16 protein-coding genes and 1 tRNA gene are annotated in these 16,458 nt (G+C 62.0%); 6 read left to right on the forward strand and 11 right to left on the reverse strand.

From position 1 onward, the window contains the following. Nucleotides 1-152: 152 nt before the first annotated feature. The 5 genes from LDN82_RS13495 to LDN82_RS13515 form a co-directional block, all read right to left on the reverse strand. Nucleotides 153-467, reverse strand: a complete 315-nt coding sequence (locus LDN82_RS13495) for a hypothetical protein (protein WP_224164568.1) — start codon at nt 465-467, stop codon at nt 153-155. Between the two features lie 80 nt (nt 468-547). Further along, nucleotides 548-623 (reverse strand) — tRNA-Val (locus LDN82_RS13500). A gap of 55 nt (nt 624-678) precedes the next feature. Then, a complete protein-coding gene (locus LDN82_RS13505; protein ID WP_224164569.1) occupies nt 679-1,635 on the reverse strand; it encodes an NAD-dependent protein deacetylase in 957 nt (318 codons plus the stop codon). Continuing rightward, the gene (locus tag LDN82_RS13510; protein WP_224090755.1) at nt 1,632-2,135 is read right to left on the reverse strand and encodes a peroxiredoxin; all 504 of its coding nucleotides are present in this window, start codon (nt 2,133-2,135) and stop codon (nt 1,632-1,634) included. Before LDN82_RS13510 ends, LDN82_RS13505 begins: the two co-directional genes overlap by 4 nt. Further along, nucleotides 2,132-2,551 carry a DUF3052 domain-containing protein gene (locus tag LDN82_RS13515; RefSeq protein ID WP_216925434.1) on the reverse strand — a complete coding sequence of 140 codons (420 nt, stop codon included), beginning with the start codon at nt 2,549-2,551 and terminating at the stop codon, nt 2,132-2,134. Before LDN82_RS13515 ends, LDN82_RS13510 begins: the two co-directional genes overlap by 4 nt. Nucleotides 2,552-2,932: 381 nt before the next feature. Here LDN82_RS13515 and aceE point away from each other — a divergent pair, with 381 nt between their 5' ends. From aceE to LDN82_RS13545, 6 genes are all read left to right on the forward strand, one after another. Continuing rightward, a complete protein-coding gene (gene aceE, locus LDN82_RS13520) occupies nt 2,933-5,746 on the forward strand; it encodes a pyruvate dehydrogenase (acetyl-transferring), homodimeric type (protein WP_224164570.1) in 2,814 nt (937 codons plus the stop codon). 205 nt (nt 5,747-5,951) lie between these two features. Then, nucleotides 5,952-7,196 (forward strand): PucR family transcriptional regulator, encoded by a 1,245-nt coding sequence (locus LDN82_RS13525; protein ID WP_224090756.1) that lies wholly within the window; start codon nt 5,952-5,954, stop codon nt 7,194-7,196. Nucleotides 7,197-7,284: 88 nt separating this feature from the next. Further along, a complete protein-coding gene (locus LDN82_RS13530; protein ID WP_224090757.1) occupies nt 7,285-8,214 on the forward strand; it encodes an ACP S-malonyltransferase in 930 nt (309 codons plus the stop codon). Beyond that, a complete protein-coding gene (locus LDN82_RS13535; protein ID WP_224164571.1) occupies nt 8,211-9,272 on the forward strand; it encodes a beta-ketoacyl-ACP synthase III in 1,062 nt (353 codons plus the stop codon). The genes LDN82_RS13530 and LDN82_RS13535 overlap by 4 nt, the downstream gene beginning before the upstream one ends. Before the next feature lie 114 nt (nt 9,273-9,386). Next, nucleotides 9,387-9,632: an acyl carrier protein gene (locus LDN82_RS13540; protein ID WP_011692310.1), complete on the forward strand. Its 246-nt coding sequence runs from the start codon at nt 9,387-9,389 to the stop codon at nt 9,630-9,632. A 133-nt stretch (nt 9,633-9,765) separates the two neighbouring features. Further along, a complete protein-coding gene (locus LDN82_RS13545; RefSeq protein WP_224164572.1) occupies nt 9,766-11,001 on the forward strand; it encodes a beta-ketoacyl-[acyl-carrier-protein] synthase II in 1,236 nt (411 codons plus the stop codon). A 106-nt stretch (nt 11,002-11,107) separates the two neighbouring features. Here the strand turns inward: LDN82_RS13545 and LDN82_RS13550 are convergent, their stop codons facing one another. From LDN82_RS13550 to LDN82_RS13575, 6 genes are all read right to left on the reverse strand, one after another. After that, nucleotides 11,108-11,611: a DUF3145 domain-containing protein gene (locus LDN82_RS13550; RefSeq protein ID WP_224164573.1), complete on the reverse strand. Its 504-nt coding sequence runs from the start codon at nt 11,609-11,611 to the stop codon at nt 11,108-11,110. Between the two features lie 233 nt (nt 11,612-11,844). Next, nucleotides 11,845-12,771, reverse strand: a complete 927-nt coding sequence (locus LDN82_RS13555) for a tyrosine recombinase XerC (RefSeq protein WP_224164574.1) — start codon at nt 12,769-12,771, stop codon at nt 11,845-11,847. A gap of 65 nt (nt 12,772-12,836) precedes the next feature. Continuing rightward, nucleotides 12,837-14,084: a DNA-processing protein DprA gene (dprA, locus tag LDN82_RS13560; protein WP_224164575.1), complete on the reverse strand. Its 1,248-nt coding sequence runs from the start codon at nt 14,082-14,084 to the stop codon at nt 12,837-12,839. Then, complete coding sequence (locus LDN82_RS13565; RefSeq protein ID WP_224164576.1) at nt 14,081-15,622, reverse strand: YifB family Mg chelatase-like AAA ATPase; 1,542 nt, start codon at nt 15,620-15,622, stop codon at nt 14,081-14,083. The genes dprA and LDN82_RS13565 overlap by 4 nt, the downstream gene beginning before the upstream one ends. Then, the gene (locus LDN82_RS13570) at nt 15,622-15,987 is read right to left on the reverse strand and encodes a YraN family protein (RefSeq protein ID WP_224164577.1); all 366 of its coding nucleotides are present in this window, start codon (nt 15,985-15,987) and stop codon (nt 15,622-15,624) included. The genes LDN82_RS13565 and LDN82_RS13570 overlap by 1 nt, the downstream gene beginning before the upstream one ends. Before the next feature lie 113 nt (nt 15,988-16,100). Beyond that, on the reverse strand, nt 16,101-16,445 hold the full coding sequence (locus LDN82_RS13575) for a DUF2469 domain-containing protein (protein ID WP_216923842.1): 345 nt from the start codon (nt 16,443-16,445) through the stop codon (nt 16,101-16,103). Between the last annotated feature and the right edge of the window lie 13 nt (nt 16,446-16,458).

The following is a 16,458-nucleotide window of genomic DNA, read 5'->3' on the forward strand; positions in this document are numbered from 1 at the left end:
GGGAGCAATGGGGGCTTTATCGACACACAAGGCCTTAACGAGGGCTTTACTTTTCAAACGGAAAAGTTCGCTGTATATTCATTTTCGAGCTCTCCACCGCGGCATCCCCCAATAGTCGTGGTGGAGAGCTCATCCATTTCCCGGTGGGAATCCTAGGCAGCCACGCGTTCTTCGCCACGCAGGTACCAGCCGCCACCACTTCCGTCCCGCACCAGTTCCCAGGTTGCCAGGCTGGACATCGCGTTGCTTCCCAGCCGCACTTGGACTTGCAACACCTCAACATCCACGCGGCCCTGCCCCCGGGGCATTCGCTTGGAGCTCTCCCACCACGGCACCCTCTCGAACCATCGGAATGGTTCTTCCGCAATCTGCCACTCCCGGCCGCCCCGGACTACCGTAGTTGCCTCGCCGCCCCCTGCAGTGCGGATGTATACCTGTTCCATAAGCCAGACAGTAGGCGTGGGCACTGACTTTTTTCGTGAGCTGCTTTTGGGGAAAGAAAAACCCCGCCATCCCGACCGTTGCGGTCCAGGATGGCGGGGCTGTTTGGTGGGTCCTACCGGGATCGAACCGATGACATCCACGGTGTAAACGTGGCGCTCTACCAGCTGAGCTAAAGACCCAAAGTTCAGTTTCAGTGCCTTAGCGCTTCAACCAACGAACAATGACTCTACATGATCATTCGGGCGAAACACCAATCGAGTCCCTCGCTGCAGAAATGTCGGGCAAATTCCGCGCAAGATAATCCAATGCTCCGCTCACTCCTACCTCAAGTTTCAGGGCGGCAAATTCGTCACCTCGCGTGGATCCCCTGTTGATGATGACCACAGGTTTGCCTGCCTTCGCAGCATGGCGAACGAACCTCAACCCACTCATCACGGTGAGCGAGGAGCCGGCGACCAGGAGAGCTTCGCCGGCGTCCACCATGGAATACGCCCGTTCGACCCGGGTTTTGGGAACATTTTCGCCAAAGTAGACGAAGTCAGGCTTCAGCGTTCCGCCGCAGACAGGACAAACTGCCACCACGAATGACTTAATGAGCCCGGGATCTTCCACGGTGGCATCAGCGTCCGGGGCCATCTCCACCACGCCTGCCTCGAGCGCGGCTTCTACGAACCCCGGATTCAGCTCCTCAAGAATTGCGGCGAGCAGCTTTCTGGAAAAAACGTGTCCGTTCTCAAGGCAGATCACCTGATCGAACCGCCCATGCAGATCCACAACGTTGGTGCTTCCGGCGTCCTCGTGGAGCCGGTCGACATTTTGGGTGATGAGGCCGGTCAGCAGGCCCCGCCGTTCCATGAGGGCGACGGCGGCGTGGCCGGCATTTGGATCAGCATGCCGCAAGTGGGACCAGCCGATATGGTTCCGGGCCCAATACCGCCGTCGATTGGCAGCACTGCCGATGAATTCCTGATACGTCATGGGGCTCCGTGGCGCTGATCCAGGTCCCCGGTAGTCCGGAATACCCGAATCGGTGCTGAGTCCGGCGCCGGTGAGCATGGCCAGCCGCCTGCCCCCAAGAATGTCCAGGACCTCCTTCAACGCCGCCTCTTCCCCGGCCCCCAAGGTGGCAGCGGTAGCCGGTTCCATGCTGGCGAAGCCGGTCATACCAACACCGAGCCGCACGTGGTTCACCCCTGCTGCACTCTCAATTCAGAGAGCGCCTGGCGGTAGCCTGCGAGGTCCCTGGCCTGTCCCCGCGGATTGACCACCACGTACCGGATCAATCCTTCGGCATCAATGATGAACGTTCCCCTAAGGGCCATCCCGCTGCGGGTATCAAAGACACCGTAAGCCTGCGCAACAGCTCCATGTGGCCAGAAATCAGCCAAAAGATCGAACTCATAGCGTTCCTGCTCCGCATATGCGCGCAAAGCAAATTTGCTGTCTACGGAGATCGCAAGGACCGTGGCGTTCGAGTCTTCGAAAGCAGCGATATTGTCGCGAATCTCACACAGTTCTCCCGTGCAGATGCCAGAGAAAGCGAACGGATAGAACACCACCACAACGTTGCGACCCCTGAAATCCGACAAACGGACCGGCTCGCCATATTGATTCAGCAGTTCAAAGTCCGGCGCCACCTCTCCGATCCCGGGAACAAGTGCGGGGGCCGGCGCTTGCTGGACTTCCGTCACTTGTTCTTCTTCGGCACCAAACGGGTGGCGCTCCAGTCCTTGGATACCCCGGCAGAAGTGGTCAGGTGCAGCCCCGAAGTGGGCGCTGCGTCCTGGATGTCCGCGGGAGAGACGTAGTTGTCGCGGCCGGATTTGGGGGTCAGAACCCACACCACGCCGCCCTCTTTCAAGGTGGTGAGCGAATCCATCAGAGCATCGACCAGGTCACCATCGCCGTCCCGCCACCAGCAAATAACAGCGTCTACGACGTCATGATCATCTTCATCCAACAGCTCAGAGCCCGTGACATCTTCAATGTCGTCACGCAAGTCGAAATCGACGTCGTCGTCGTAGCCGCGTTCCTGAATCAGATCCCCGTCTTTGAAACCCAATCTTTCCGCCACATTTACCGATGTGGCGGCGTCGGCCTCGCTCACGTTTCCTCCTTTTGAAGTGACTTCCATTACTAACAGCCAACACCCTTTGGGCGTGTGCTTCAAGCCATTGTCCCTGCGATGACGCATATTCCGCACTACCTGGGGTGTTTCGAAGCTGTGACAATCACGTGGCATCCGTCACGGAGAGCACCAGGATGTGACATACAACGCCCCTGAGGCCCCACGGCTACGCATCCCAGCGCTGTCAAAGCTAGAGTGGCCATGAGCGCTTTGGCTGCAGGGCGATCGCCCCGAGGAATTCTACTGGGCAGCCATGCGCTCACAAGACCTGCCCGGCGCATCCGACCGGGCTGTTGAAACCGAGATGTCGCACACGACGCGTTCATGACGGGCAGTTACCCTGCCAGACCTGAGGCGCCGATGCATGCGCCTAAAGGAAGGTTGGACGTGGCTGCAGGAGAAGAGACCTCACACATCCTCAGCGGGTTGACTGCCCAGCTGCCTGATCGTGATCCGGAAGAGACCGCGGAGTGGATTGAGTCCCTTGATGCGTTGATCGCGGAGCAGGGCACGGAGCGTGCCCAGTACATTATGCGTTCGTTGTTGCAGCGTGCCGGTGCCCGGTCGGTGGGTGTGCCGATGGTGACGACCACTGATTATGTGAACACGATCCCGGTGGACCAGGAAGCAGAATTCCCGGGGAACGAGGAGTTCGAGCGCCGGTACCGTGCGTACATGCGCTGGAACGCCGCGGTCATGGTCCATCGTGCGCAGCGGGCCGATATCGGGGTGGGCGGGCATATTTCCACCTATGCCGGCGCGGCGACCCTGTACGAGGTCGGGTTCAACCATTTCTTCCGCGGCAAGGACCACCCCTCGGGCGGGGACCAGGTGTTCTTCCAGGGACACGCGTCCCCGGGCATGTACGCCAGGGCGTTCATGGAAGGCCGGCTCTCGGAGGAGGACCTGGACGGGTTCCGCCAGGAAAAGTCCCGGGAGGGCCATGCCCTGTCCTCGTACCCGCACCCGCGCCTGATGCCGGACTTCTGGGAATTCCCGACCGTGTCGATGGGTATCGGTCCGATGAACGCGATCTACCAGGCCCAGTCCAACCGGTACCTGCACAACCGCGGCATCAAGGACACCAGTGATCAGCAGGTCTGGGCGTTCCTGGGCGACGGGGAAATGGACGAGCCCGAATCCCGCGGCCTGCTCCAGCTCGCGGCGAACGAGAACCTGGACAACCTGAACTTCGTGATCAACTGCAACCTCCAGCGCCTGGACGGCCCCGTCCGCGGCAACGGGAAGATCATGCAGGAGTTGGAGGCGTTCTTCCGCGGTGCGGGCTGGAACGTGATCAAGGTCGTCTGGGGCCGGGAATGGGACTCGCTGCTGGAAGCGGACCAGGACGGGGCGTTGGTGAAAATCATGAACGAAACCCCCGATGGTGACTACCAGACCTACAAGGCCGAGTCCGGCGGGTTCGTCCGGGACCACTTCTTCGGCAAGTCCCCGCAGACCAAGGACCTGGTCGCTGACCTGACCGATGACCAGATCTGGGGCCTCAAACGCGGCGGGCACGATTACCGCAAGGTCTACGCCGCCTATAAGGCAGCGACCGAATTCAAGGGCAAACCCACCGTGATCCTGGCCAAAACCGTCAAGGGCTACGGCCTGGGCCCGCACTTCGAAGGCCGCAACGCCACCCACCAGATGAAAAAGCTGACCATGGAAGACCTCAAGGCCTTCCGTGACCACCTGCGCATCCCCATCAGCGATGACCAGCTCGACGCGGACCTCTACCGGCCCCCGTACTACCACCCCGGCATGGACGCCCCGGAAATCAAATACCTCATGGAACGCCGGGCAGAACTGGGCGGCTTCGTCCCCGAACGCCGCCGCACCCACACCCCCGTGACCCTGCCCGAAGCCAAATCCTACGAGGTCGCCAAACGCGGCTCCGGCAAACAACAAGCCGCGACCACCATGGCCTTCGTCCGGCTCCTGAAAGACCTCATGCGGGACAAGAACTTCGGTGCCCGGTTCGTGCCCGTCGTCCCGGACGAATCACGCACCTTCGGCATGGACGCGTTCTTCCCGACCGCGAAAATCTACAACCCCAAGGGCCAGAACTACCTCTCCGTGGACCGGGACCTCGTCCTGGCCTACAAGGAATCCCCCGCCGGGCAACTGATCCACCCCGGCATCAACGAAGCCGGCGCCGTCGCAGCGTTCACCGCCGCCGGCACCGCGTACGCCACCCACGGCGAACCCCTGGTCCCGATCTACGTCTTCTACTCCATGTTCGGCTTCCAACGCACCGGAGATTCCTTCTGGGCCGCCGCGGACCAAATGACCCGCGGCTTCATCATCGGCGCCACCGCAGGACGAACCACCCTCACCGGCGAAGGACTCCAACACGCCGACGGGCACTCCCCCCTCCTGGCCTCCACCAACCCCGCCGTGAAAACCTACGACCCCGCCTACGGCTACGAAATCGGCCACATCATCCGCCACGGCCTCGAAGAAATGTACGGCGAGGACAGTACAGACCGCACCGGCACCGGCACAGCATCCGACAAAAACGTGATGTACTACCTCACCGTCTACAACGAACCCATCACCCAACCCGCCGAACCGGAAAACCTGGACATCAACGGGCTGATCAAGGGCATCTACCGCCTCGCCCCCGCCCCGGAAAACACCACCGGGAACACCAACCGGCCCACCGCGAACATCCTCGCCTCCGGCGTGTCCGTACCCTGGGCCCTGGAAGCCGCCCGGATCCTCGCCCAGGACTGGGGCGTCGCCGCCGAAGTCTGGTCCGTGACATCCTGGAACGAACTCCGACGCGACGGACTCGCCGCCGAAGAACACGCCTTCCTCAACCCCGGCCAACCCGCCCGCACCCCCTTCATCACCGAACAACTCGCCGGCACCACCGGACCCGTCATCGCCGTGTCCGACTACATGAAAGCCGTCCCCGACCAAATCCGCCAATTCATCCCCAACGACTTCGCCTCCCTCGGAGCAGACGGCTTCGGCTTCTCCGACACCCGCCAAGCCGCCCGCCGCTACTTCAAAAACGACACCCACTCCATCGTCGCCAAAACCCTCCAACTCCTCGCCGCCAAGGGAGAAGTCGAAGAAGGTGCCCTGGAAAAGGCGATCGATAAGTACCGGCTCCTGGATGTGAACGCCGGCACCACCGGCGGAGCAGGCGGCGACGCCTAAGAAGGAACCCGGAAAACCAGGGCACCAGTCCAGGTTGTACGAACTCAGGCAGTAACCGCGACGGCGGCTTCCATCGGAAGGTGGGGGCCGCCGTCGGGCGTTTAACAAAGGCTTTTCAGCGCTCAACATGACGTGACCAGCGACAACATAAGTTGTAGCCTTCGCACAAATGGAGCTTGCCTGAGATGCACCGTATGCTCGTTCCATGGCAGAGCCCAGCAAAATCACTACAAAGCGCAAAGCAGCAACCCAGGCATTGTCGCCGGAAAAGGCGGAGACCCTGCGGCAGCTCCGTGCAAATGTGGGGCAATTGTCCACCAGCACCATGCGGCAGCTTGAGAAATCACTGCCTTGGTACAGTCGGCTGAGCTCTGATGAACGCTCCGCTTTGGGGCTCGTGGCCCAAAATGGCATTGCCGCTTTCGTGACCTGGTACGAGCGCCCCAGTTCGCCGTCGTGGATCCTGACCGACGTCTTCGGCAATGCACCCACGGAACTGACCCGCTCCATCAGCCTGCAGAAGGCCCTGCAGTTGATCCGGATCGTAGTGGAGGTCGTCGAGGACCAGGTTCCTGTGATCGCTCCTGAATCGGACCAGCCTTCGCTCCGCGAGGCGGTGCTCCGCTACTCCCGGGAAGTGGCGTTCGCGGCCGCGGATGTCTACGCCCGCGCGGCGGAATCACGGGGATCCTGGGATACCCGGCTTGAGGCGCTGATTGTGGACGCAATCCTGCGGGGCGAGAACACAGATGCATTGCGGTCAAGGATCGCCGCCCTGGGTTGGAAGGCGCAGGAGCGCTTCACCGTCATGGTGGGCAACTCGCCATCGGAGCCCAGCGCCAGCTACGTCAGCGATTTACGCCGGACTGCCGGCCGTTTCGCAGAAGACGCGCTCGTAGGAATCCAGGGTGACCGCCTCATCCTCATCCTCGGCGGGGTCCAGGACCGCGATACGGCGTACTTGAAGCTAAGTGAACTGTTTGCGCCGGGCGCCGTTGTGTACGGGCCCGAGGCCGGCTCGTTGCTGGAGGCTAGCACGTCCGCCCAGGCCGCCTTCGCCGGCCTTACCGCAGCCCGCGCCTGGCCCTCGGCGCCTCGACCTGTCGCAGCGGACGATCTCCTCCCGGAACGCGTTGTTTCCGGGGATGATGCGGCCCGGCGGTCCCTCATCAAGAATATTTACCGCCCGCTGCTGGCAGCCTCGAACGGCTTGGTGGAAACCTTGGGAACCTACCTCGAGCTGGGACATTCATTGGAGGCCACAGCGCGTGAATTGTTCGTCCATGCCAACACTGTGCGCTACCGTTTGAAGCGTGTCTGCGATGTGACAGGCTGGGATCCGCTCCTCCCAAGGGAAGCTTTCGTACTTCAAACTGCCCTGGTGGTGGGCCGGCTTTCGGCCCAGCCCAAAGCCGCCCCCGAGCGTCACGCATCGCGTTCACAGAACTGAACCGTTGTAGACTTCCTACAAACTGACCCAGTGAGCTTGGTGTACGAAAACACCAGTGGATCACGTGGCAATTTGGAAAGCTGGATACGTGCTTGCAATCGTCTGCCCTGGACAGGGCTCCCAGACCCCTGGATTTTTGGCCCCTTGGCTGGAACTCCCCTCCGTCGAAGGCCAATTGGCCACCCTGAGCGAGATCGCAGGCATCGACCTCAAGGCCCACGGAACGACGTCCGATGAAGAAACCATCAAAGACACCGCAGTGGCCCAACCCCTGATCGTGGCCGCGGGCTTGGTGGCAGCCAGGTCTTTGTTCGACGTCGAACTCAACACACTTCCCGTTGTGCTTGCAGGGCACTCCGTCGGTGAAATCACGGCTTCAGCCCTTGCCGGCGTCCTCACTGAGAAGGAAGCCATGACTTTCGTCCGCGAGCGGGCCAACAGTATGGCTGCCGCAGCAGCGGTAACCCCCACGGGCATGAGTGCAGTGGTCGGTGGTGACCCCGCGGAGGTCCTCGCCGCCATCGAGGCGTCGGGCGCCACTCCCGCCAATGTGAACGGAGCCGGCCAGACAGTGGCCGCAGGAACTTTCGAGCAGCTCAAGGCTTTGGCTGACAACCCGCCGGCCAAGGCACGCGTCATTCCCCTGAAGGTTGCCGGCGCCTTCCACACCTCGCACATGGCTCCCGCCGTCAGCGCGCTGGAAGCCCTCAAGCCTTCCTTGTCCCCGCAGGATCCGACGGTCCCCCTTCTGTCCAACTACGACGGCAAGGAAGTAACGGCGGGTACTGCCGCCGTCGACAGCATGATTGCACAAGTGTCCCGGCCCGTCCGATGGGACCAGTGCATGGAGAACCTCTCCGCCCGCGGAGTCACCGGTGTGATCGAACTCGCTCCCGCCGGGACCCTTGCTGGTTTGGCCAAGCGTGGAATGCCCGGAGTCAAGACAGTTGCTGTCAAAACCCCGGACGATTTGTCTGCGGCGCTGGCACTTTTCGCTGAACTGGAGGGACAGGCGTGAGCACTCCCGTACTCAAGAAAGCTACGGTCAACGAGAACGCCCGCATCCTGGGCATCGGCGCATACCGTCCCGATGTCATCGTCACCAACGACGACGTCTGCCAGTGGATCGATTCCTCGGATGAATGGATCCGTCAGCGCACCGGCATCATCACCCGCCACCGCGCAGCTGCCGATGTCAGCGTCATCGACATGGCCGAAGGTGCCGCCCGCGAGGCCATAAAACAGGCCGGGATCGAACCATCCCAGCTGGGTGCAGTCATCGTCTCCACCGTGACGCATCCTTACGCAACACCGTCAGCCGCTGCTGCCCTTACGGAGCGTTTGGGCGCGACGCCGGCACCCGCCTTCGACATCTCCGCCGCCTGTGCAGGGTACTGCTACGGCGTTGCCCAGGCGGACGCGCTGGTGCGCTCCGGTTCTGCCGAATATGTTCTGGTGGTTGGCGCCGAGAAACTCTCTGACGTCATCGACAACCACGAACGCACCATCTCATTCCTGCTCGGCGACGGTGCCGGCGCAGTAGTGGTGGGCCCCTCCGACACTACCGGCATCGGGCCTTCAGTATGGGGCTCGGATGGCAGCAAGTGGGACGCGATCGGAATGACCCACTCTTTGGAAGACGTCAAGAAGCTGGGTGAATCCGCCCGCCACTCGGACGAAACAGATGACCTCGCAATCATCTCTGCAACGCAGGATGTTTGGCCTACGCTGCGTCAGGACGGCCAGACTGTTTTCCGTTGGGCCGTGTGGGAGATGGCCAAGGTGGCCCAGCAAGCGTTGGACGCTGCCGGGATCGAAGCCAGCGACCTCGCCGCGTTTGTTCCCCACCAGGCGAACATGCGCATCATCGATGAGATGGTGAAGAAGCTGAAGCTTCCCGAGACAGTCCTCATTGGCCGCGACATCGCCCAAGCCGGCAATACGTCAGCCGCTTCCATCCCGCTGGCCACGCACCGCCTGCTTCAGGAGAACCCTGGACTCAGCGGTGGATTGGCATTGCAGATCGGCTTCGGCGCTGGATTGGTATTCGGTGCCCAGGTAGTCGTCCTGCCATAGACCTGGACAGGCCCCGCGGCCTCCAGCCAACTGAATATGACTTACAAACCCAAACCGTAACCGCGGTTTGCCCCCTTTCCGGCATAGCCGGCACAACAAGAAAAGGAGCCAACAATGGCTAGCAACGAAGAAATCCTGGCCGGCCTGGCTGAAATCGTCAACGAAGAAACGGGCCTGGCTACCGAAGCCGTCGAGCTGGACAAGTCCTTCACCGAGGACCTGGACATCGACTCCATCTCCATGATGACCATCGTCGTGAACGCCGAAGAGAAGTTCGGCGTACGCATCCCGGACGAAGAGGTCAAGAACCTCAAGACCGTCGGCGACGCCGTCAGCTTCATCGCAAACGCCCAGGCCTAAGCCTGGTACCTGCTGTGCCGGGCCGGGGTGGTTGACCCTGTGCCCGGCACAGCCGCAGTAACGCCCAAAGTTTTTCCTGCCGTCCCCTGCAAAAACCGCAGACGGGATGGCTGATCCGACAGAGAGTGATCGCATGGCACGCAAAGTAGTCATAACCGGTCTGGGGGCCACCACTCCCATCGGCGGCGACGTCCCCACAATGTGGCAGAACGCGCTGAAAGGGGTCTCAGGTGCCCGCACGCTCGAAGACGAGTGGGTGGCCAAGTACGACCTCCCCGTCCACTTTGCTGCCCGGTGCTCGACGCCGGCCCTGGAAGTCCTGAGCCGGGTGGAAGCCAAGCGCATGGACCCATCCACGCAGTTTGGTGTCATCGCTGCCCGGGAGGCATGGGCTGACGCTGGCATCGAAGACATCGACCACGACCGCCTGGCGGTGGCCTTTGCCACGGGTATCGGCGGCGTATGGACGCTCCTTGATGCATGGGACACCCTCAGGGACAAGGGCCCCCGTAGGGTCCTGCCAATGACCGTTCCCATGCTTATGCCCAACGGCGTAGCCGCTGCCGTCAGCCTTGACCTCGGCGCCCGCGCCGGAGCCCACACTCCAGTTTCGGCTTGCGCATCCGGTACCGAGGCCCTGCACCTTGGCTTGGACCTGATCCGCTCGGGCAAGGCCGATGTGGTCATGTGCGGTGGGGCGGAAGCCGCCATTCACCCCATGCCCTTGGCGGCTTTCTCGTCCATGCAGGCACTCTCACGCCGCAATGACGATCCCGAGCGCGCCTCCCGTCCGTACGACGTCGACCGTGACGGCTTTGTCATGGGTGAGGGTGCCGGTGCCCTGGTACTTGAAGCAGAAGAGCACGCGATCGCCCGCGGCGCCCGCATCTATGCTGAGCTTGCCGGAACCTCGGTCACAGCTGACGCCTACCACATCACAGCTCCTGACCCCGAAGGTCTCGGCGCCACCCGCGCACTCAAGGCCGCAATGTTTGACGGCAGGATCCAGGCTGAAGACGTAGTCCACGTCAATGCCCACGCCACCTCCACACCGGTTGGCGACAAGCCCGAGTACACGGCCCTCCGTGCCGCCTTGGGGACCCACGTGGACAACGTGGCGGTCTCTGCCACCAAATCCCAGATGGGGCACCTCCTGGGCGCCTCCGGGGCTGTGGAGGCTGTCCTCACTGTGCTGGCCGTCTATGAGCGCAAGGCACCTGTCACCATCAACCTTGAGAACCAGGATCCCGAGATCCCCCTCGACGTCGTAACCTCCGCCCGTGACCTGCCTTCGGGCGACATCGTCGCGCTGAGCAACTCGTTCGGATTTGGCGGACACAACGCTGTCATCGCCGTCCGCAACGTCTAGGAGCTGCGTCCGCCGGATGCCGTGAGGTGAATTAACGAGAAGGGCCCACCATCAGGTGGGCCCTTCTCTGTTGCTATGGGAATGTTGTGGCGGTCAGGCGTCGCTGCTACCCGACCAGGTGCAGCCACCGGACCGGGGCGCCCTCAGCGGCGTGGCGGAAGGGCTCCAGTTCCTCGTCCCAGGCTTCGCCGAGGGCCAACGACAACTCATGGTAAACGGCCGACGGGTCTCCCGCTCCTGACTCATAGGCATAGCGGATGCGATCCTCACTGACCATGATGTTGCCGTGCACATCCGTGACAGCATGGAAGATCCCCAATTCCGGAGTGTGCGACCAGCGGGCCCCGTCCACGCCTTGGCTCGGTTCTTCAGTCACCTCGTACCGCAGATGTGCCCAGCCCCGAAGAGCAGACGCCAACTGGGCGCCCGTGCCGGGCGCACCTGTCCAGGACAGTTCGGCACGGAACATCCCGGGCGCAGCTGGCTGAGGGGTCCACTCAAGATCGGTCCGCTTGTCCACGACCGATCCGATGGCCCACTCAACGTGCGGGCACAACGCCGTAGGGGCCGAGTGCACGAAAAGGACACCGCGGGTTGTTGCAACAGACATTCCATCCTCCATAGCTGTAGGTACGTCTTCCCCAACGACCTCTGCAGCGGATGTCTTTCTGTTGCTGCCCGGCCCTGTCATTCTTATGGACCCTGCAGGCTATTCAATTAGCTAAGACTCTTAGATTGTGACACGAAACGAACCCTCAACCCTAAATTGAAGGTTCGGCGGTGGTGCTTTCATTTTGCCGTACCCTTCGCTTTTCCGCCAGTGCGACTCTTTGGGCGTTATGTTCAGGCCCGGGGATGTGCCTGCTGGTAGCTCTTCCGAAGCCTGTCCACGGAAACGTGGGTGTATATCTGGGTAGTGGCGAGGCTACTGTGACCAAGAATTTCCTGCACGGCGCGAAGATCCGCCCCACCATCCAGCAGATGGGTCGCGGCACTATGCCTCAAGGCGTGGGGCCCCGTTGCAGCCGTGTCGCCAAGTGCCTCCAGCAGGACGGCTACAACCGCACGGACCTGGCGTGGGTCAACGCGGTTTCCTCTCACGCCCAGGAACAGAGCCGGCCCGCTCGTGGCAGTTACCAGCGCCGGGCGTCCACGGCGAAGCCAGTCGTCGATGGCAAGGGCAGCTGGAACTCCGAAAGGAACGGTACGCTCCTTGTTTCCCTTGCCAATGACGCGGAGGGTCCGTCTATCCGGATCCATGTCATCGATGTCCAGCCCGGCAAGCTCCCCAACCCGCACGCCAGTTGCGTACAGCAACTCCACCATCGCTCGATCCCGGATGGCCAGAGGACTTCCATCCGCCGCGGCAGCGTCAAGGCTATCCACGACCCTGAGAATTTGCTGCTGCTGCAGGACTCCAGGCAACGATTTCACGCGTTTAGGAGCCTGCAGCCGAATGGCTGGATCCGTGGCGATGAGTTCCTCCCTCAAAGCCCACTTAGTGAACGACCTCGCCGTGGCAGCCCGGCGGGCGAGGGTGGACCGGGCCATGCCGGCTTCGCTTTGTGCGCCCAACCACCGGCGCAGAGAACCCAATTCCAATTCGTCGAGATCGCGTATTCCCTCCTGGACCGCGAATCCGAGAAGGCTGTGCACATCTGCCAGATAGGCGCGGACAGTATGTGCCGACCTCGCGCGTTCACCGCGTAGGTAGCGTTCGAATCCCTCCGCTGCGCTCTTGAGCGATGCTGGCAATAATTCTGCGTCCACCCTTCCAAGTTTGCCAGCAACTTGGACCGTCGCTGCGTATCAACATGCTTCGCTACTTGTCCGCCCTACGCATTCTTGGTGCGCTTCCAGGCCCCCCGTTCCGAGGACGCGAGTCCCAGCAGTCCCAATCGCCCCAAGCCCGCGCGAACAGTGTCCGGGCTGAGGCCGGCAACTACTGTGAGTTTCTCCACGGAACTTGCCGATCGAAGCGGTAAGGCGTCCAGGAGAATCAGGTCTTCCAAGGACAGGCCATCATGAGGCGCGGCCGGCGAGTCCTTCTCGGAGCCGATCACCTCGCCATTTCGACCGGCCAACTCAGCAATTTCTCCGACGTCCGTCACACAGATCGCCCCGCCATCGCGGAGCAGCCTGTGGCACCCAGCCGAATTCGCGCTGTGAATGGATCCCGGGACAGTTGCCACTACCCGCCCTATGCTCTCGGCGTGATGGGCCGTGTTCAGTGCGCCTGAGCGCCATCGTGCTTCCACTACCACCGTGACAGCCGCCAGCGCAGCGATGAGGCGGTTTCGCTGCAGGAACCGGTACCTTGTAGGGGCAGATCCGGGTGGCACCTCGGAAATCACCGCTCCTTGGTTGGCCACAGCACGAAGCAGATCCTCGTTCCCGGAGGGATAGAAGCGGTCCACTCCCCCAGCCATGACTGCAATGGTCGGTACGTTCGACACCCCGCCACGAAGGGCCCCACGGTGGGCGTGGGCGTCAATGCCATAGGCTCCACCGGAAACTACGCAGTATCCACGTTGGGCCAAGCCGTAGGCAAGGTCCCCCGTCACAGATGCTCCGTAGCTCGTGCTGTCCCTGGACCCCACCAGCGCGATGGTCTGACGCGTTGAGGGAAGGGGCTGCTCGTGTCCACGCCACCACAGGCACAAAGGCTCCTGGAGGCCGAGGTCAGACAATTGCCCTGGCCATAGCTCGTCGCCGGGAACGATCAGGCGGCCACCGAGCCTCTTCATCGTCTCCAGGTCGCGGTCCGGTGCGAGGTCCGGAACACGTGGAGCCCACCGTCGCTTGCTGGCCGTGAGCCCCGGCCAGGAAGCCGGGCCTCCGCTTTCGGTCAGTAGGGTGGAAATTTCCTGTTCCAGGCGTGGGCCGACAGCAAGTTCTCCGGTCGCGATACCCAGTGCGTCAACAGCTCCAACAGCATGAACCAAGGCGAGCCCCACGGAATCCTGTGGTTCCATCAGACGCGCCAGTGCTGCCCGTGCAAGCCTTTCCTTTTCCTGTTTCCCCAACACGGCTGCGCTTGTGCCTTCCGTTGTCACTTCGTCCTTCGTCACGTTGTCCTTCATGTCGTCGCCGTTGCTTGCCGGAGGCCGAGAGCTTGTCCGATGTGGTCTGCAGTGGGAACCCTGCTATGGTCCAGGTCTGCCAGCGTCCACGCCAAGCGAAGGACGCGGTCGTATCCCCGGGCAGTGAGAATGCCTCGCTCCAAGGCCGTGTCCAGGATGCGGGTGGTGCCCTGTGCCAGCCTCAGTTCCCCACGAAGGGTGCGTCCCGGCACTTGGGAATTGGTCTCAATGCCGAACGCCCCCAGGCGCTCGGCCTGCCTCAGCCTCGCAGCCAGTACCCGTCCTGCAACGGCGTCCGTTCGCTCTTCGGTACCTGCTTGTCCAAAATCGGCAAGGGACACACGTTCCACTTGGAGTTGTATGTCGACGCGGTCCAGGAGAGGACCAGATATTCGGCCGAAGTACCGCCGCCGCATTATTGCGGTGCAGGTACAGTCCATCCCCTTGCCCGAGGCTTTGCCGCATGGGCAAGGATTGGCTGCCAGTACCAGTTGAAACCGAGCGGGGTAAGCTGCCGTTCCCGCCGAACGGTGAATGACCAGCTCGCCGCTCTCCAAGGGTTGCCGCAGGGCATCCAGGACGCGTCGTTCATACTCGGGAGCCTCGTCCAGGAAGAGGACCCCACGGTGTGCCCTCGAGGCAGCGCCCGGACGGGGAAGCCCCGAGCCTCCGCCGATGATGGCAGCTGAAGTAGCACTATGGTGGGGATTCTCAAACGGCGGCCTCCGGAGCAATGTTCCGGTTGATGAGCGGACCGCCGCCAGGGAGTGGATGGCAGTAACCTCCATTGCCGCCTTGTCCGCCAGGTCCGGCAAGAGTCCTGGCAAACGCTCTGCGAGCATCGTTTTACCGGCACCCGGTGGACCGGTCAGGAGCATATGGTGGCTACCTGCCGCTGCGACTTCCAGGGCGCGCCGGGCCTCAGATTGCCCCGAAACGTCGGAAAGATCGGGCACGATGCCCTCTGCGTCATCATTTTCATCCCCGGGATCAGCACCGGGCGGGTCGTAGTCCAGGGCGAGTTCTTTGGGGTCCGCACCGAAGTCGTAGGCCAGCCGGGCAAGAGTCCGGTATCCCCTGACGCGAGCCCCCGGCACCAATGTTGCCTCCGCGACGTTTGCTTCTGCTACGACAATCTCCGGATACCCCGCCTGGACGGCAGCCATCACGGCCGGGAGGATGCCCCTCACCGGCCGAAGCCGGCCGTCCAAACCGAGCTCGGCAATGAAGACTGTTCCATCGATCGAACGAATGTCCTCCGCAGCACGGAGAACAGCCATGGTGATGGCAAGGTCAAAGCCCGAACCACGTTTGGGCAAGGATGCTGGAATGAGATTGGCGGTGATCTTCCTCCGGCTCAGAGGAATTCCCGAGTTCTGTGCCGCGGAGCGTATTCGTTCTTTGGCTTCGTTTAATGCGGCATCCGGGAGGCCCAGGATCACGAAAGCGGGAAGCGTCTGGCCGATGTCGGCTTCTACCTCGACGATGTAGCCGTTGAGGCCAACCAGGGCAATGCAGTAGCTGCGTCCGACCCCCATCAGCCAACACCCCTCAGGTGTTCCACCTGGGGGTCTCCAATGCCGTCATGGATGACCGACACCACGTCCACACGTCTTTGCGGAGCATTCAGTTCATGTTCCCGACACCACGATGACGCGAGCCGGTGCAGGCGTGCCAGCTTGGCTGGACCCACGGCTTCAAACGGATGTCCGTAATCCAGGCTGCTGCGGGTCTTTACCTCCGCGACCACCAGGGTGTCGCCCTCCAGCGCCACGATGTCGATTTCACCGTCGGCGCACCGCCAATTTCGATCGACGATCCGCATGCCCTGGCCTTCCAGGAATCCTGCGGCCAAAGCCTCACCGTTACGGCCAAGAATGTCTTTTGCCCTCATGAGCACCACCTCCGCTACCCAGCTTTCACGCTGGCAGCGGTCGGTGACAGACAGTCCCGGCGCTATGTGGGTAAACCCGTCACATCACCGTCTTGTGGAGGAAGAGTTATGCGGAAGCGGGGCTAATTCCCGAGATCGCCCAGATCTCCCAGGCCTCCATCCTTGGGCAACGCAAGGTCTTCATTGCGTGGAAGTTCCTCGACGTTGACGTCCTTGAACGTTATGACCCGGACATTTTTCACGAAGCGGGCTGAACGATAAACATCCCAAACCCAGGCATCCTGCAGGGTTAGATCGAAATAGACTTCGCCGTCTGCGCTGCGGGCTTGCAAATCAACATGGTTGGCCAGGTAGAAACGCCGCTCAGTTTCGACAACGTAGCTGAACAAACCGACAACGTCCCGGTATTCACGGTAGAGCTGCAGCTCCATGTCGGTTTCATAGTTCTCAAGGTCCTCGGCGCTCATAGTTCCATCTTGC

It is taken from the genome of Arthrobacter sp. StoSoilA2, from assembly GCF_019977195.1.
Classification (GTDB): Bacteria; Actinomycetota; Actinomycetes; order Actinomycetales; family Micrococcaceae; genus Arthrobacter.